General features: G+C 56.2%; 12 protein-coding genes and 3 tRNA genes. 9 read left to right on the top strand and 6 right to left on the bottom strand.

The genetic code is table 11. The features are described 5' to 3' along the window. The first annotated feature begins 38 nt into the window (after nucleotides 1–38). Both V7Q49_RS01605 and V7Q49_RS01610 read left to right on the top strand, forming a co-directional pair. Nucleotides 39–1,547, top strand: coding sequence for an EmmdR/YeeO family multidrug/toxin efflux MATE transporter (locus tag V7Q49_RS01605; RefSeq protein WP_333848990.1), 1,509 nt, complete (start codon nucleotides 39–41; stop codon nucleotides 1,545–1,547). An 80-nt stretch (nucleotides 1,548–1,627) separates the two neighbouring features. Next, nucleotides 1,628–1,703, top strand: a tRNA-Asn gene (locus V7Q49_RS01610). Nucleotides 1,704–1,826: 123 nt separating this feature from the next. On the opposite strand, the gene V7Q49_RS01615 is transcribed toward V7Q49_RS01610, so the two are convergent. The 3 genes from V7Q49_RS01615 to shiA form a co-directional block, all read right to left on the bottom strand. After that, entirely contained in the window at nucleotides 1,827–3,605 is a 1,779-nt protein-coding gene (locus V7Q49_RS01615; protein WP_333848991.1) for an aminopeptidase P family protein, read from the bottom strand. Nucleotides 3,606–3,623: 18 nt separating this feature from the next. Then, nucleotides 3,624–5,078, bottom strand: a complete 1,455-nt coding sequence (locus V7Q49_RS01620; protein ID WP_333848993.1) for an AMP nucleosidase — start codon at nucleotides 5,076–5,078, stop codon at nucleotides 3,624–3,626. A gap of 73 nt (nucleotides 5,079–5,151) precedes the next feature. Further along, nucleotides 5,152–6,462 (bottom strand): shikimate transporter, encoded by a 1,311-nt coding sequence (gene shiA / locus V7Q49_RS01625; RefSeq protein ID WP_333848994.1) that lies wholly within the window; start codon nucleotides 6,460–6,462, stop codon nucleotides 5,152–5,154. A gap of 234 nt (nucleotides 6,463–6,696) precedes the next feature. On the opposite strand from shiA, the gene ldtA reads away from it, so the two are divergent. The 5 genes from ldtA (at nucleotide 6,697) to V7Q49_RS01650 (ending at nucleotide 14,143) form a co-directional block, all read left to right on the top strand. Then, on the top strand, nucleotides 6,697–7,629 hold the full coding sequence (gene ldtA, locus V7Q49_RS01630; protein ID WP_333848995.1) for a L,D-transpeptidase: 933 nt from the start codon (nucleotides 6,697–6,699) through the stop codon (nucleotides 7,627–7,629). Nucleotides 7,630–7,899: 270 nt separating this feature from the next. Beyond that, nucleotides 7,900–9,981 (top strand): hypothetical protein, encoded by a 2,082-nt coding sequence (locus V7Q49_RS01635; RefSeq protein ID WP_333848997.1) that lies wholly within the window; start codon nucleotides 7,900–7,902, stop codon nucleotides 9,979–9,981. Continuing rightward, nucleotides 9,981–11,513 carry an MBL fold metallo-hydrolase gene (locus V7Q49_RS01640; protein WP_333848998.1) on the top strand — a complete coding sequence of 511 codons (1,533 nt, stop codon included), beginning with the start codon at nucleotides 9,981–9,983 and terminating at the stop codon, nucleotides 11,511–11,513. The genes V7Q49_RS01635 and V7Q49_RS01640 overlap by 1 nt, the downstream gene beginning before the upstream one ends. A gap of 5 nt (nucleotides 11,514–11,518) precedes the next feature. Beyond that, nucleotides 11,519–12,304 carry a hypothetical protein gene (locus V7Q49_RS01645; protein WP_333848999.1) on the top strand — a complete coding sequence of 262 codons (786 nt, stop codon included), beginning with the start codon at nucleotides 11,519–11,521 and terminating at the stop codon, nucleotides 12,302–12,304. A 3-nt stretch (nucleotides 12,305–12,307) separates the two neighbouring features. Then, a complete protein-coding gene (locus tag V7Q49_RS01650) occupies nucleotides 12,308–14,143 on the top strand; it encodes a patatin-like phospholipase family protein (RefSeq protein WP_333849001.1) in 1,836 nt (611 codons plus the stop codon). 88 nt (nucleotides 14,144–14,231) lie between these two features. Here the strand turns inward: V7Q49_RS01650 and V7Q49_RS01655 are convergent. Next, nucleotides 14,232–14,307 (bottom strand) — tRNA-Asn (locus V7Q49_RS01655). A 319-nt stretch (nucleotides 14,308–14,626) separates the two neighbouring features. Between V7Q49_RS01655 and nac the strand changes: the two genes are divergently transcribed. Both nac and cbl read left to right on the top strand, forming a co-directional pair. Next, the gene (nac, locus tag V7Q49_RS01660; RefSeq protein ID WP_142486333.1) at nucleotides 14,627–15,544 is read left to right on the top strand and encodes a nitrogen assimilation transcriptional regulator NAC; all 918 of its coding nucleotides are present in this window, start codon (nucleotides 14,627–14,629) and stop codon (nucleotides 15,542–15,544) included. 96 nt (nucleotides 15,545–15,640) lie between these two features. Beyond that, on the top strand, nucleotides 15,641–16,591 hold the full coding sequence (gene cbl, locus V7Q49_RS01665; RefSeq protein WP_191152471.1) for an HTH-type transcriptional regulator Cbl: 951 nt from the start codon (nucleotides 15,641–15,643) through the stop codon (nucleotides 16,589–16,591). Between the two features lie 137 nt (nucleotides 16,592–16,728). Here cbl and V7Q49_RS01670 read toward each other — a convergent pair. Next, nucleotides 16,729–16,804, bottom strand: a tRNA-Asn gene (locus tag V7Q49_RS01670). 100 nt (nucleotides 16,805–16,904) lie between these two features. Further along, the gene (gene mtfA / locus V7Q49_RS01675; RefSeq protein WP_333849002.1) at nucleotides 16,905–17,702 is read right to left on the bottom strand and encodes a DgsA anti-repressor MtfA; all 798 of its coding nucleotides are present in this window, start codon (nucleotides 17,700–17,702) and stop codon (nucleotides 16,905–16,907) included. Nucleotides 17,703–17,794: the final 92 nt, after the last annotated feature.

The following is a 17,794-nucleotide window of genomic DNA, read 5'->3' on the forward strand; positions in this document are numbered from 1 at the left end:
TACTTTGCAGGATCTGCATTTCTCCCTCATCATTTGAAATGGAGTTTCAACTTTTCTCGCTAAGGTCCATTTTGAACGTCACCTCCGCTTTACGCCAGGCCGTGATGCGCACGCCCTGGTATGCCAAACGTAAGAGCTACAAGGTTCTCTTCTGGCGCGAAATCACCCCCCTTGCCGTGCCTATCTTTCTGGAAAACACCTGCGTCCTGCTGATGGGGGTGCTCAGTACCTTCCTGGTCAGCTGGCTTGGCAAAGAGGCGATGGCGGGCGTCGGGCTGGCCGACAGCTTCAACATGGTGATCATCTCGTTCTTTGCGGCCATCGATCTTGGGACCACGGTGGTGGTGGCCTTTAGCCTGGGTAAACGCGATCCGCGGCGGGCGAGGGCCGCAGCCCGCCAGTCGCTGGTGATCATGACGTTGTTCTCCATCGTGCTGGCGGCGGTGATCCACTATTTCGGGGAAGAGATCATCAACGTTGTCGCCGGTGAGGCTAACGGCGAAGTGAAAGCGCTGGCGCTGTCGTATCTCGAAATGACGGTGCTTAGCTATCCGGCCGCGGCGATTGCCCTGATTGGCAGCGGAGCGCTGCGCGGGGCAGGGAACACCAAAATTCCGCTGCTGATTAACGGCGGGATGAACATCCTGAACATTATGATCAGCAGCGTGCTGATTTACGGCATTTTTTCATGGGACGGGCTCGGCTTTGTCGGTGCCGGTCTCGGGCTGACAATCTCGCGCTATATCGGTGCCGTTGCCATCATCGTGGTGCTGGCAGTCGGGTTTAACCCGTCGCTGCGCATCAGCATCAAGAGCTATTTCAAGCCGCTCAACTTCGCCATTATCTGGGAAGTGATGGGCATCGGCGTGCCCGCCAGCATCGAATCTGTACTGTTCAACGGCGGTAAACTGCTGACCCAGATGTTTGTCGCCGGAATGGGTACCGACGTGATTGCCGGGAACTTTATCGCCTTTTCCGTCGCAGCACTGATTAACCTGCCGGGTAATGCCCTCGGTTCCGCCTCCACCATTATCACCGGAAAACGGCTCGGTAAGGGACAGATCGGCCAGGCGGAGCGTCAGCTGCGCCATGTCTTCTGGCTCTCGACGATTGGCCTGACCGCCATCGCCTGGGGGACCGCGCCGTTCGCCGGGCTACTGGCGTCGTTCTATACCCGTGAGCAGGACGTTAAGGACGTCGTGGTGATCCTTCTCTGGCTCAACGCGGCCTTTATGCCGATCTGGGCCGCCTCGTGGGTATTACCTGCCGGGCTGAAAGGAGCGCGCGACGCCCGCTTTGCGATGTGGGTCTCGATGCTCGGGATGTGGGGCTGTCGTGTCGTTGCGGGTTACACGCTGGGGATCATGCTGGGTATGGGCGTGGTCGGGGTCTGGCTGGGGATGTTCCTCGACTGGGCGGTACGCGGGGCGCTGTTCTACTGGCGCATGGTCAGCGGGCGCTGGCTGAAGAAATATCCGCGACCACAGCGTGATAAGGTGACGGTTGCTGCCGCAGAACGCGTAGCAAATGTGCAAACTGGGGAATAAATCGGCAAACGATGCAAAATCTGCATTCTGGCTTTGACAACGCCAGGTGGCATCGCTAATATTCGCCCCGTTCACACGATTCCTCTGTAGTTCAGTCGGTAGAACGGCGGACTGTTAATCCGTATGTCACTGGTTCGAGTCCAGTCAGAGGAGCCATATTTAAGAAGCCCGCTTAAGGAAACTTAAGCGGGCTTTTTGCTTTTGTGCGCAAGGTAAAAGCAAAACGGCAACACAAGTTGCCGTTTCTGTGTTTGTACCCTCTCCCTGTGGGTGAGGGCATCAGGCCGCACTATCTCTGCACACCGGTGCCGTCGCCTCAACCAGCCACGGAAGTGCATCGCTGTTAACGTGCGGCGAGAGCACCTCGCGTACCTGCTGGTGATATCCATCCAGCCACTGGATCTCTTTGTCGCTCAGCAGATGCAGCTCCACTTGACTCAGATCGATCGGCGCCAGGGTCAGCGACGCAAATCGGCAGAAGCCCGGTTGGCTTTCCACAATCTCCACCTGATTTTCAATGCGGATCCCATACTCATCGGCCAGATAATAGCCCGGTTCGATGGTGATGATATTGCCCGCCACCAGCGGCCACGGGTTGACCTTCTTCGCGATACGCTGCGGGTTTTCATGGATCAGCAGCTGGTGGCCTACGCCGTGTCCCGTGCCATGATCAAAATCGAGCCCCAGCTCCCACAGCCCGCGCCGCGCAAAGGCATCAATCTGATGCCCGCAGGTGCCAGACGGGAACTGGAGGGAGATGAGCGATAAAAAGCCTTTCAGTACCGCAGTGTAGTGCAAACGACACTGAGCGCTCAGCGGGCCGAAGGCCAGGGTGCGCGTGGCATCGGTGGTGCCGTTGTGGTACTGGCCGCCGGAGTCGTTCAGATAAAAATGGGCGCGGGTAATGGCCGCATTGGTCCGCTCGCTGGCGTGGTAATGACACATCGCTGCATTGCTGGCAGAAGCGGAAATAGTGGCAAAACTCTGCTCGATAAAGCCCGGTCTCTGCTGGCGGAACGCCAGCTGCTGCGCCTGGGCTTCCAGCTCGGTGAGGGGATTGCCCGCAGCGTCGCGGCGAGGCACCTCTTGTGCCAGCCAGGCAAGAAAGTTGACCCACGCCACGCCATCCTGCTGGTGGCTGTCGCGGTAGCCCGCCAGCTCGGCCTGATTTTTATGGGCTTTCATGGCGGTGATCGGGTCGGCGTGCCAGACGATCTCCCCCTGCGGCTCAACGGCAAAGCGCAGGGCGACAGGCGCCGAATCGGCATCCACCATCACCCGTTTGCCGGCGCACAGCTGCTGGCTGCGCGGCAAAAAATCGGCTTCAGGGGCCAGCACCAGGCTCTCCAGCAGCGATGCGGACAGCCCCTGAGTTTTCTCAGGGGTAACAAACCACTCCACCGCGCCGTCGCGGCTCAGCAGGGCAAACGAGTTCGGCACCGGGCTCATCGGAATATCGCTCCCGCGCACGTTCAGCAGCCAGGCAATGTTGTCTGGCTGGGTAATCGCCATATAATCGGCATTCTGCCCCGCGAGAATGGCGGCGACGCGCTGGCGCTTGTCGGCGCTGCTCTCGCCGCTGATGTCAACCGGCATCTCGCGGATCGCGCCGACCGGCGGGGCCGGGCGATCCTGCCACAGGCTGTCGAACGGCGAATCGTTCAGGGCGATTAATGCGCAATGGCTGGCGTTCAGCGCCTCGAACTGGGCGTTGGTCATCAGCAGGGCTTCAAAGGCAATCCGTGTACCTGCACCGACATGCCGATCCAGCCACTCCGCCAGCGGATCGTTGTGCAGATGCAGGATCTCAATCTCTGTCAGATCCACCTGTTCGCGGGCCTGCACCTGATAACGTCCGTCGACAAACAGCAGGGCGCGATCGCGCAGGATCAGGGCATGCCCCGCCGAGCCGTCAAAGCCTGTCAGCCAGGCCAGAACATCATCATGCGGGTGACAATATTCGCTCTGAAAGGCATCGGTACGCGGGACGATGATGCCGTCCAGCGCCTGGGTTTCCAGCCACTGGCGCAGGGCAGAGAGCGGAGATGTGGTGTGCATAACTTTCCTTTTTTATGATTAGCGGAACGGCGGCTCGTTGAAGGTACGCAGTTTGCGCGAGTGCAGCTTATCGCCTTCGGCACGCAGCAGATCGATGGCGCGAATGCCAATTTGCAGATGCTCGGAGATCGCCCCCTCGTAAAAACGGTTCGCCTGGCCGGGGAGCTTAATTTCGCCGTGCAACGGCTTATCCGAGACGCACAGCAGGGTGCCGTAAGGCACGCGGAAGCGGTAACCCTGGGCGGCGATGGTGGCACTCTCCATATCGATAGCCACCGCGCGGCTTAAGTTAAAGCGCAGCGCCGACGCCGAGTAGCGCAGCTCCCAGTTACGATCGTCGGTGGTGACTACCGTTCCGGTACGCAGGCGTTGTTTAACCTCTTCGCCCGGCATGCCGCTCACCTCTTTGGTGGCGTCGTACAGCGCCCGCTGCACTTCGGCAATGCTCGGGATCGGAATGTCCGGCGGCAGCACCGCATCCAGCACGTGATCGTCACGCAGGTAGGCGTGGGCCAGCACGTAATCGCCAATCAGCTGGCTTTCACGCAGCCCGCCGCAGTGGCCAATCATCAGCCAGACGTCCGGGCGCAGCACCGCGAGGTGATCGCAGATGGTTTTCGCATTCGACGGGCCCACGCCGATGTTGATCAGGGTTATGCCCTGGCCGTCGGCGGTGACCAGGTGCCAGGCCGGCATCTGATGCTTCTTCCACGCCAGATCGGAGATGGCCTGCTCCGGCGCTTCGGTTTCAGCGGTGATCCAGATCCCACCCGCGCAGGAGAGGGCGATGTACGGGCTGTCAGGATCGAGGATCTGGCTGCAACCCCAGCGCACAAACTCATCCACATAGCGGGTGTAGTTGGTGAACAGCACGAACGGCTGGAAATGTTCTGCCGGGGTGCCGGTGTAGTGACGCAGGCGCGCCAGCGAAAAATCGACGCGGCGGGCATCAAAGTGCGACAGCGGGGAAAACTCCGCCGGGTGGTAGATCCCATCGGCGGTCTCATCGCCGATCTGTGACAGCTCGGTGGTCGGGAAGTGGCGCGTCAGGCCGGCGCTCATGGAGCGATCCAGCGTCAGTTCTGAGCCGTCGATAACGTACGGATAGGGGATCTCATGGCGCGACGGCTCCACGGTAATGTGGGCACCGTAATCCTGATACAGCAGCGTCAGCTGCTCTTCCAGATACGGACGAAACAGCGTTGGGCGGGTAACGGTGGTGGAGTAGCATCCGGCGTGGGTAAAGCGCGCATAGGCGCGGGTCTTCGGCGTATTGGTGGCGCTACCATCCCAGGTCACTGAAAGTGAAGGATAAACAAAGAGGCCATTCATTCTGGCCTCTGCATCCGGGAGCGTTCCGTCTTTAATATACTCGCTGATGGCGCTGCGCAGAGCGTTGACCGCCTGCTCGTACAGCGCATCCAGCATATCCAGTGCCTGAGCCGGGGTCAGGCTGGAGCCCTTATTATTCATCTCTGTCTCCTTGTTCCACAGGTGTACGGCGTTCACCGATAGTATGTCACCTGGATGTGAAACAAAAGTGAGATCAGGACGCGGCCTGTTTCATCAGCAGGGCCGTGGCGGCAGAGAGCAGACAACCGGCCAGCAGATAGATTGCCACGCTGTGCCAGTCGCCGCCGGAGAAGGTGACCAGCGCGGCGGCAATAAACGGCGTAAATCCACCCCCCACCACGCTCGCCACCTGATAGCCGACGCCCGCGCCGCTGTAGCGGTAGCTCGCGCCAAACATCTCGGTGAACATCGGCTGCTGGACGCACACCACCATGTCATGGGCAATATTCGCCAGCAGGATAGCGAACACCACAATCCAGAAGACCGACTGGGCTTCAAGAGCCATAAAGAACGGGAAGGTGCTGAGAGCGCCGGTTAGCGCGCCGGTGATATAGACCCGACGGCGGCCAAAGCGGTCTGCCAGCCAGGCAAAGCAGGGGATGGTCAGGCAGCTGATGCCACCCACCAGCAGGCCAATATTGAGAAACAGCTCACGGGGCAGGCCGAGGTTCTGAGTCGAGTAGCTCAGGGCAAAGGCCGTGACGATATACATCGTCAGCAGCTCGCACAGGCGCAGGGCGATGATTTTCAGAAACGCCCCCGGATGGCGGATCAGCGCGTCCATCACCGGCAGACGGCGTTTCTCTGCCGGTTCCTGACGTTGCTGCTCGAATTCGGCGGACTCGTCCATCCCTTTACGCACCCACAGCGCCCCCAGCACCAGTACGATGCTGAACAGGAACGGGATCCGCCAGCCCCAGCTCAGAAACTGCTCATCGGTGGTGAAGGTGCTGATCAGCGAGACCAGCCCGGTGGAGAGGAGCAGGCCAACGCCATATCCCACCTGCACGCCGCTGCTGTAGAACGCCTTTTTTCGCGCCGGGGCGCTTTCCACCGACAGCAGCGCCGCGCCGCCCCATTCGCCGCCGACGGCGAAGCCCTGAACGGCTCGCAGGGTGACCAGCAGAACCGGCGCCCACCAGCCAATCGCCGCAAACGAGGGCAGAATACCAATCAGCGCCGTGGCGATGCCCATCATCCACACCGTCAGCATCAGCATCCGTTTGCGGCCCAGTTTGTCGCCAAAGTGACCGAAGATTACCCCGCCGAGCGGGCGGAACAGAAAGCCGACGCCGAAGGTGGCAAAGGCGGCAAGCGTGCCCATCGCCGGACTAATCTGTGGGAAAAACTCGTGGTTAAAGACCAGCGCGGCGGTAATGCCGTACAGCAAAAAATCGTACCAGTCGACTACCGCTCCGGCAAAACTGCCGAGGGCCGCGCGGCGCGCGCGGTTGAGTGACGGTGTGGCCCCGTCGGGGGACGAGGAAGTGAGGGTGGTGTCCATAGTGGTCCTGTCTGACGTTATTTTCTTATAGGTATAGGAAGAAGATCACTCACATTGCGGTCGCCTGAAAATAGCAACGGGTATGAGACTACCCCGAGAGCGGACAGGTGAAAACGTTTTTATCCCCGCGTGAGCTAAACGGGTGATATTTATCGACATGATGATTTGTTAACTGGCTATAAACGCAGCAACAAGGCTATGCTTGTCAGACACGTGGAGCGACAGAGGAAGGGAATGATGCGTCGTAGTACTATTCTGGGCTGTTTTGCCGCATTACTGGTCAGTCAGAGTGCGCTGGCGGTGAGCTATTCGTTGCCACCTGAAGGAAGCCGTCTGGTGGGGAGCCCACAGACGATCACCGTTCCGGCTGACAACAGGTTGCCGCTCGAAGCCTTTGCGGCGCAGTACGGGCAGGGGCTGAGCAATATGCTGGAGGCCAATCCGGGGGCCGATCCGTTTTTACCTAAATCCGGTTCGCAGCTGATCGTACCTCAGCAGATCATCTTACCGCCCACGGTGCGTGAGGGCATTGTCGTGAACGTGGCGGAAATGCGCCTGTACTATTATCCGCCAGGCAGCAACACCGTGGAGATCTTCCCGATTGGCATTGGTGAAGCCGGGCGAGAAACGCCGCGTAACTGGGTCACTGCCGTCGAGCGTAAGCAGGACGGGCCGACCTGGTCGCCAACGCCGAACACGCGTCGCGCCTATGCCAAAGAGGGCAAAACCCTGCCCGCCTTTGTTCCCGCCGGTCCGGATAACCCAATGGGCCTGTACGCCCTTTATATCGGCAGGTTATATGCCATTCACGGTACCAATGCGAACTTTGGCATCGGGCTGCGGGTCAGTCAGGGCTGTATTCGTCTGCGGGACGACGATATTAAGTACCTGTTCGATAATGTCCCGGTCGGGACGCGCGTACAGCTGATCGATCAGCCGGTGAAAGTGACCACCGAGCCGGACGGCAGCCGCTGGGTGGAAGTGCACGAACCGCTGTCGCGTAACCGTGCGGAGTTTGAATCGACCAATAAAGTGCCGCTGCCGATGACGCCAGGGATGCGTGCCCAGCTCAACGGTGCAGAGGTGGATGCCGTGCGGGTAAGCGGGGCGCTGGAGCGCCGGTCGGGAATGCCGGTGAATGTCAGCTGGGGGGCAGCGAAGCTGTAGCAATTTTTTACGGGCGGGGCGTTAATGTGGTCATGACGTTATTTCCCGCCCCCGATAATCAAATCGTTTTTATAACCGTTACTGTTATTAAGTTTTGCTCAAAGCGGTAAAATTATTATTAACCGTATTGAGATGATTGTTCGTTAATTAATTCATACGATCAGAGTACGGTGGAAATAAAACGACCAACTATTATCAAGACTTACCCTTAGAACTTATTTCTCACCGCAAGCTGGTGGGCCAGTCTCGTTTTATCTGGCGAGCTCGTGAATGAGAAGTAAGCTAGCGAGCATAGATACGATGAAGGATAACCCCTCTTTAGTTCCTCAGGTGCCGAAACCACCCGTGAGGCGACTCAATGTATATGCTTTCGATCCGCAATCCTCTGTGGAGTTAAAAACCGCTGTTATTAACCATACGATAATTGAATTACCCTGGGAAAATCGTTGGGAGGATCAACTGGAGCCTGGCCCGGTCAACGATTATCTGGAGGTGATTGATTGCGATCCCAGCTCTGGGCTCTTCTATGCCCCAACCGATCTCAATGATCCCCTCCTTCTGGCGCAAGATGGGTTACCGCCCTCAGAAGGCTGCCCTCAGTTTCATCAGCAGATGGTATTCGCGGTCGCGATGCGTACTATCCGTAATTTCGAGCGCGCACTTGGTCGGCTGGTCCTGTGGGCAGGTGACCGGAACGCAGCAAAATATTCTCCTGAGCGAAATTTCACACGACGCTTGCGTATTTATCCCCATGCTTTGCGTGAAATGAATGCTTACTACAGCCCCAGCAAACGGGCGTTACTGTTTGGATACTTCAAGTACCAGGAGAGCAATGCCGACGCCTGCACCTGGGTCTTTACCTGTCTTTCGCAAGATATCGTTGCCCATGAGACAACCCATGCCATCCTCCACGGCATGCAGCAGCGTTCAATTGAAGCCTCCAACTTCGATTCCCTGGCCTTTCATGAGGCCTTCGCCGACATTATTGCGCTGCTGCAACATTTCAGTATGACAAACGTTGTCCGTCACCAGTTGGCACAGAACAAAGGTTCGCTGCGTGAACCGGGATTGTTGAACGGGCTGGCGCTCCAGTTTGGACATGCGACGGGCAGTCACGGGGCTTTACGCTATGCGCTGCAGTATCTGAAGTCATCTGCCACAGCGGCCAACCCGCAAGAATATAAGACGATCGGTAAGCCTAAAAAACTGTCTGAAACCTTTGAAGCCCATGAACGAGGTGGCTTTCTCGTTGCCGCTATTTTTGACGCTTTTGTCACGATTTATGAGCAAAAAACCGCCGATCTTTTTCGTCTGGCACATTCGGGAACGACCTCTACACAGGATTACCTCTCCACTGAGCTGGTGGACCGTCTGGCCAGTGAGGCAGGAAAAGCCGCCGATCAGGTGCTGCGTATGTGTGTCCGTGCGCTGGACTATATTCCGCCGGTCGATCTGCACTTCGGCGAGTATTTACGCGCCATTATCACGGCAGATACCGATCTGGTGGCAAACGATCCCATGCGTTACCGCATTGCTTTTGTTGAAGCCTTTAAAAAGCGTGGCATCACTGTACCAGGCTGCATTTCAATGGCACCTGAAAGTCTGCTATGGGATGAACCGGATCTCACGGAAGCCCCCGAATTTGCTGGTGCTGGAGATAGCCCCGAAGATGGGCTCAGTAATGTGTTCGCTTACCTGCTGAATCAGCTCGAACTTTCGGGGTCGCTTAAGGCTGGGGGGCGAGGATCTTCGGGAGGTGGGCGACGAAATCTCCGGGAGGCGGCGATGCAGTCAATCCAGCGTAACCAGGCGCGTATCTACGACTGGTTTAAAGAGGATAGCCCCTATGACGAAGGGTGGGAGAAACTGGTCGGTATGCGGCTCATCGCTTTTGATGATCCCAGGCGCAAGTTGCCCGTCGACAATATGCCTACCCTCTGGACAGGCAAGGCAGATGAGAACGGCGTGTTTCCTCAAGTCCCTACCGTCGAAGTTCATTCTGCCCGCATCGCGCGTCGTGTCGGGCCGGAAGGTCAGGAGACACATCATCTTATCATCCAGATTACGCAAAAGCGGCGTGGATACGATGACCCCGCCGACCAGGATAAAGCTGATGCCGGTGATGTCGCACTGCTAGCGCGCGACCCCGATTTCTGGTTCCGCGGCGGCGCGACAATGCATATTGATCTGCGAGACGGCAAATTGATTCGCATCATCAGAAAGAACGTATGCGACAACAAGCGGCTAGCGGCGCAGCGTGCATTTCGTACAGGGCAAGCCCAGGGGAGGGCTCCAGGTTTATATTTACATGCGAATAGCGAGCCATTCGCTTTTCTGCACCGGGGGCTCTGATGACCCAACCAAAAATATCGGTACGTATGTACAGGGCCCTGGGCATACAGGGAAGCCCCTATAAAGGGTATCTGGGTGACTGTTTTCTTATTCGGGTTGAGAGTGAACAGAGCGACCCCGCACATATCTTGATCGACTTTGGTATCCTGATGGGCTCCGCTCAGGCAGAAGAGCGTATGCGGCAAGTCGCCATCGATATCGTCAAGATGACAGGGGGACAATGGGATGATCAGGGCAAAATAGCCCAGCAGGGCAAGCTGGATCTATTGATAATTACCCATGAACACTGGGACCATCTTTCGGGGTTTTCACAGGCGCAGGATATTTTTTTCAACGGTCTGATTATTGACAAACTCTGGATGGCCTGGACTGAAGACGACAATGATGATTTTGCCAATCAGCTGCGGCAGGAGCGAGACAAACGCAGTGTGGCGCTTGCCGCAGTTGCGGAAATGATTCAAAAGGGTGCAAGGGAGGCTGAATCCTCACCTCTGGCTGCCGACAGCCAGATAGTGCTGGCTGGGCTCGATGCCTTTTTAGGCCCGCTGGTAAGTAAAGATACACCAGCGATCCTGGATGACGGGCTGGCAGCCAGAGCAGTAAAGCCCAGACAGCTTAAGACACGGGAAATTATCGACAAGCTGAAAGCGAAGGCAAAAAGCAAAATATTTCTGTCCCCTGGGCAAGTGATGACCGCTCCCGGAGAGATGAAAACCTTTGTTCTCGGCCCCCCGCGTAATCTGGCCCGACTGAAAAAGGACAAACCTTCAACAAATGAGGCCTGGTTCAGTAATCAGGCATTAGAGGAGCGTCTGTTCCGTTTAGCCGACGACGTACCTTCCGAAACGGACAACGATCTGCCCTTTGCCCCTCGTTACAATCGACTTCGAGCCGAACTGGTTCGTCATCCTGGCGGGGCCTCTGCGGGCAGCGACTGGAGCACTCTGCTCTGGCTCACAGAGCACTATTTTGCGCCAACCTCCGCTGAAGGTGCTGATTTGTCGCGTCGAACCATTGATTCAGACTGGCTGGAGGCTGCGGGGCAACTTGCGCTCAAACTTGACGCTGATACCAATAATACGAGCCTGGTGCTTGCTTTCGAACTCCCGGACGGAACCTTTATGCTCTTCCCGGGCGATGCTCAGGTGGGTAACTGGGACTCCTGGCACGATCAGTCGTATCGTGATAGCGATAAGGACATTTCCGCGACGTATATTCTCGAGCGTGTGCGATTTTACAAGGTGTCGCACCATGGGAGTGACAACGCCACCATCAAGGATAAAGGCCTTAGCCTGATGACTCACCCTGAACTGGTAGCAGCCATTCCTACGGATGAAGCTTTTGGCAAGCAGCAAGGGGTTAAGGGATGGAAAATGCCCGATCCCCGTTTAAACGAGGCAATCCTGGCGGCGACGAAAGGACGCGTTTTTCGAAACGATGACCCGGTCAATACCTGTTACTCAAACTTCGAAAATCCGCCGTCTTCCTGTGACCTCTATCTTGAGTACACCGTGTTTAAACCAGCGGAGTAGACATCATGGCTTTCGATCACCAGTCTGCTAAAGACTTTATTGCCAGAACAGATTTACCTTCACAGCCTGAGCTTTTTGGGATTAATGCGGGGATGGGCATGCCCGATTTCGAGACATCCAGCCAACAGTCACTGGTTGTCGGCTCAAATGTTGTTTCTTTCGCTTCAGGCATCGACGCAAAATTGCGGCAGGCTATTACCGATACCTCTCTTTTCGCACAGCTCGCCGCTGCCAGGGCGGTTAACAACGATCCAGACCCGCTGAAATTCTTTGATGCCTATTTTACTTATCTGGCGAACATTGGTTGGGTTATTCAGAGCAAACAGACGGCGGAAGTTAACTATGAGGGGGATACGCTGGAAGTTCATAAAGCGATACTCGGCGTTATCACCTCTTTTTTGAGCCCCGTTGCGGGTGCTTTACAGGCCGTACTTTCCGTGCTGAGCGGGTTACAGAATATGAACAGGAATGCACCGTTTATTACGCTCTTTAAGAAACAAAGCCAGCATGGAAATATTGGGCGTTTCCAGTTTACCTGTATCTATTCCGACCCTGAACAAGGCCCGGTGGCGAGAGCAATCGCTTTTTCTCTACAGGCCGATAATACCTTGACGCAAGTCCTGTTTTTTAAATTGCAGAAAGGCAAAACCAACTTCAGGCGTAGCGAAGGTGTGCTATCTATCGATGCTCACGCCTTAATCTCCCTGCAATCACAGCTGACTACGAAGTTGAAAGCGTATCACAGCGCGTATATTGCCGATACTAAGCTTGCCCCACTCGAAGAGGACTGAAAAATGGCGATATGTCCCTTTGCCGAAGAGCACCCCATCACTGGAAGTAGCGGAACTTACACCGGTGGGGTGTTTAAAATTATTCATCACACCACTGAAGGGGGAAATGCTGAAGGCGCTTTTGCCCAGTTTAAGGCCCACCGTTCAGATCCCCATTTTACCGTTGATGCCAGCAAAATTTATCAGCACATTGATACCGACAAGGCCGCACGCGCGTTGAGAAATGACCCGGGTGGGGTTGAGACCAACCGGGAGCGCGCGCTACAGATTGAAGTTGTCGGTTTTGCGGGGAAAACGAAAAACAGAGCGACGCTGAAGAACCTTGCTCGTCTGTGCCGTTGGCTAGAAAAAACACATAATGTTCCCTTAGTGTGGCCAGCGGGATACCCCAAACCCGCGAAAAATGGCAAGGATCCAGGGGGACATATACGAAGTATAGAAACCTGGAAGAAGGGCGGACATTTTGGACACTGCCATGTGCCTGAAAATATTCACTGGGATCCCGCCTATACCAAGACCGAAGTCGATTACATCATGGCGGCGAAATTTGACGCCGATGGGAAATTAATCAATGCGCAGGATCCTGCGGTGACGGCGCTGGACCTTCAACCGATGGCAATGGATGGTGATAGCGCTTTTGCCATCATGAACGATCACGCAGACGTTGGAGAAGCAGTGACAAACAATGTCGAACCTGTTTCTGTACTAACAGGTAAACAGCAGGAGCCTGACCTCGATCGTTTAACCACGGGTACGGGTCTTTGTCTTTCAGGCGGTGGTTATCGGGCAATGCTGTTCCATGCGGGAAGCCTGTTGCGGCTTTATGAAACCGGATATCTCTTTTCCCTACAGCGTATTTCAAGCGTATCCGGCGGCTCAATCACCAGTGCGGTGCTGGCGCTGGCGTGGAAATATCTCCCTTTTGACGGCGATCGAACCCCATTTGAAGCCCGGGTTATCTTGCCTGTCAGAGAGTTGGCTGGCCGGACCCTGGATGAGGAAGGGATACTTGCCGGGATGATTCTGCCGGGTAGTATTGGCGAAAAAATTGCTGATGCCTATAACAAATACCTTTTTAAGGGGGCAACATTGCAGGATCTACCTGATGCTCCCCGTTTTGTCATCAATGCGACAAATGTGCAGTCCGGCGCTCTGTGGCGCTTTTCCAAACCCTACATGGGGGACTACCTTGTAGGTTTAATTGAGAAACCGGATTTGTTACTCGCTAAGGCCGTAGCGGCATCTTCCGCTTTCCCACCGTTTCTCTCGCCGCTCACGCTCGAACTCCATCCTGCTTCATTTAAACCGGGTTCAGGGGATGGCCTGCAAAAAGTTCCCTATACCTCTGAGGTCGTCCTCACCGATGGCGGCGTGTATGACAACATGGGGCTTGAGACAGTCTGGAAGCGTTTTGATACGGTACTGGTCAGTGATGCAGGAGCGAAAATCAAACCCGAGGAAGAACCCAAAAAAGACTGGGGACGGCATGCCTATCGCGTTCTTGATCTCATCGATAACCAGGTGCGGAGCTTAAGAAAACGAGCGCTTATTGCGAGCTATAAGGCCGGGCCTGACGATCCCGGTAAACGAAAGGGGACGTATTGGGGGATCGGTGCGGAATATGCGCATTACCCTATGCGGGCACTCAATCTCAAATGTGATCCGGTCAGGGTTAAGGAACTGGCAGGTGTGGCAACGCGCCTGAAGAAACTGGATGATGAGCTGCAGGAACGGTTAATTAACTGGGGTTACGCCGTCACGGATGCCGCATTACGAAGTTATGTCGATCCCCAACTGCCTAAACCGAACGCTTTTCCCTATCCAGGGCGTGGAGTCTGACGCCACCAGGCAATAGGGTATGACGAAGCCTGTATGAGCCAACCGCAGAAAAGCAAAAAGCCTGCTTTAAAAGCAGGCTTTTCAAATTTGGCTCCTCTGACTGGACTCGAACCAGTGACATACGGATTAACAGTCCGCCGTTCTACCGACTGAACTACAGAGGAATCGTGTGAACGGGGCGAATATTAGCGGCGTCGCCTCCCGTTGTCAAAGGGTGATCCCGCCTGTCGCGATCGTTTGCTGACAAAATCAGCAAACTGACGTTTTCACCAGCGGATTGCACGTTTTTGGTGCGCATATACCCCGAATGGGGCAGATCATAAACCGTTGTTTCATGTTTAAAATCGTCGACAGCGATTAGATTTCCTTATTTTCCGTCACTTAGCAGACATATCGGACCTCCTGGCAAAACTGGCAAGCATCTTGCAAAACCCTCAGTACATTCGCGCCGGACTCGGCAACGCATTTCGTACAGGGGGCAAAATGAACTTAAGACGACTGAAATACTTCGTAAAAATCGTCGATATCGGTAGCCTGACCCAGGCCGCTGAAGTGTTGCATATCGCACAGCCGGCACTGAGCCAGCAGGTGGCCACTCTGGAAGGTGAACTGGATCAGCAGCTGTTGATCCGCACGAAACGCGGCGTAACGCCTACCGAAGCGGGCAAGATCCTCTACACCCACGCACGTACCATTCTGCGTCAGTGCGAACAGGCGCAGCTGGCGGTGGGCAATGTCGGGCAGACGCTAAGCGGGCAGGTCTCAATTGGCCTCGCGCCTGGCACGGCGGCCTCGTCGGTCACCATGCCGCTGCTGCAGGCGGTGCGCGCGGAGCTGCCGGAGGTACTGGTCTATCTCCATGAGAACAGCGGTTCAGCGCTGAACGATAAATTGCTCGGCGGACAACTGGATATGGCGGTGCTCTATGACCGTTCACCGGTGGCAGGGATCACCAGCCAGCCGCTGCTGAAAGAAGATCTCTTCCTGGTGGGAACGCGCGACTGCCCGGGGCAGAGCGTCGATTTAACCGCAGTGGCCGAGATGAATCTGTTCTTACCTCGCGACTATAGCGCCGTACGTTTGCGCGTTGACGAGGCCTTCTCTCTGCGTCGTCTGACGGCCAAAATCATTGGCGAGATCGACTCTATTTCCACGCTGACCGCCGCTATCGCCAGCGGAATGGGTGTCACGGTTCTGCCTGAATCGGCAGCCCGCTCGCTCTCAAGCGCTGCCAACGGCTGGATGGCGCGGATTTCCTCGCCGTCGATGAGCCTGCCGCTGTCGCTGAACGTCTCGGCGCGCGGTGCCCTTTCACCGCAGGCGCAGGCGGTGAAAGAGATCCTGATGTCGCTGGTGAGCCGTCCGTCACTGGAGAACCGTGAGCTGCAGCTGGTGAGTTGATATTCCATAAAGGTATAAGTTGCGGGTTTTTATTATTTGTTCTCTCGGCGGGCACACTCTAACAATAGTGTCATGTCAGAAGCGCCGGAGTGAACCGTGAATTTCCAGCAACTTAAAATTATCCGTGAGGCGGCCCGTCGGGATTACAACCTGACCGAGGTCGCTAACATGCTCTATACCTCCCAGTCGGGCGTCAGTCGTCATATCCGCGAGCTGGAGGAGGAGCTGGGCATTGAGATCTTCATTCGTCGTGGCAAACGCCTGCTGGGAATGACCGAACCCGGCAAGGCGCTGTTGACCATTGCCGAACGCATTCTTAATGAAGCCAGCAACGTGCGTCGTCTGGCCGATCTCTTTACCAACGATGCCTCCGGCGTGTTGACCATCGCCACCACCCACACTCAGGCCCGCTACAGCTTGCCACCGGTGATAAAGGCGTTCCGCGAGCTGTTCCCGGACGTGCGTCTGGAGCTGATCCAGGGCACGCCGCAGGAGATTGAAGTCCTGCTGCAAAACGGCGGGGCGGATATCGGCATCGCCAGCGAGCGATTAAGCAACGACCCGCTGCTGGCCGCGTTCCCGTGGTTCCGCTGGCATCACAGCCTGCTGTTGCCGGTCGACCATCCGCTGACTCAGGTCTCTCCGCTCACCCTGGACGATATCGCCAAATGGCCGCTCATTACCTACCGTCAGGGCATTACCGGGCGTTCGCGTATTGACGAGGCCTTTAACCGTAAAGGGCTGACGCCGGATGTGGTGCTCAGCGCCCAGGATTCGGACGTGATCCGCACCTACGTCGAGCTGGGGCTGGGTATTGGGCTGGTGGCAGAACAATCCGGCGGCGAGCGCGAGCAGGGGAGCCTGGTGCGCCTCGATACCCGGCACCTGTTTGATGCCAACACCGTCTGGCTCGGGCTTAAGCGCGGCCAGCTGCAGCGCAACTATGTCTGGCGCTTTATCGAACTCTGCAACGCCGGGCTGTCGGTGGATGAGATTAAACGCCAGGTCATGGAGCCGGAAGAAGTGGCGATTGACTATCAGATATAACCCCATCAACCCCGCATCGCGGGGTTTTTTCTGCGCAACGATGATTTAGCGCGACACGCTTAAAGCGTTGTTATCGATAAAAACGCGCGAAAAAGCAAAAAGCCCGCTTAAGTTTCCTTAAGCGGGCTTTTTAAATATGGCTCCTCTGACTGGACTCGAACCAGTGACATACGGATTAACAGTCCGCCGTTCTACCGACTGAACTACAGAGGAATCGTGTGAACGAGGCGCATGTTAATGGCCCCGCTATTTTGTGTCAACATTAAATTCAACGCGCTGATTCAATTGATTAATTAAGCCTCAGAGTGCTGATTTAGTGTACTTGTGCAGCGGGATCCCCGCCCGGGCCCTCATTTTCACGTAACCGTTGCAGTGGGTCCTGCTGATAAAACTGGCAAAAACGCTGCCACAGCGCCGGGAAGCGAGGCGCGAAAAGCTCGGGCGCGCTGAAGAAATATTCCGACAATACCGCAAAGCACTCGGCAGGATCGGTGGCTGCATAGGCGTCGATACTGGCTGCGCTTTCGCCCACCAGATCGATTTCATCCTGAATGTTGTTCATTGCGGCGTGCAGGTCGTGTTCCCAGCCTGCCACTTCACGCAGTGGGATAAAAGGAACGCCGCTGGCGCGATCGCCATTGCGGGTGTCCAGCTTGTGCGCCACTTCATGAATAATGAGGTTGAAACCGGAGGCATCGAACGAGTCCTGAATATCCAGCCAGTTGAGGATAATCGGCCCCTGCTGCCAGCTCTGGCCAGACTGCACCATTCGCTGACTGTGCACCAGCCCGATGTCGTCCTCCCATTCGTCGTCCACCACAAACGGCGCCGGATAGATCAACACTTCATGGAAACCGTCCAGCCACTCGATACCCAGCTCCAGTACCGGCAGGCAGAAGAGCAGGGCAATACGGGTGCTCTTGCGATCGTCGAGTTCAAAGCCCTGTAGCGGGACCAGACGTTTTTGCTGTAAGAATCGCACGGCCAGCTGCACCAGACGCGATTTATCCTCATCCGATAAAGTGGACAGGACGGGTATCGCCAGCGCCTCTTCCCACGGCAGCGCCGCGCTTCGGGCGGATTCATTCGATTTCCAGGGCCACTTAATCATCGCTTTGCTCGCAAACTCGTCACTTGAACAAAATTGACCGGTTATGGTCTGTTAAAATGCCAAATTACCCGGCATGATGGCAATCATCAAAA

The organism is Leclercia sp. (assembly GCF_036780805.1).
GTDB lineage: Bacteria > Pseudomonadota > Gammaproteobacteria > Enterobacterales > Enterobacteriaceae > Enterobacter.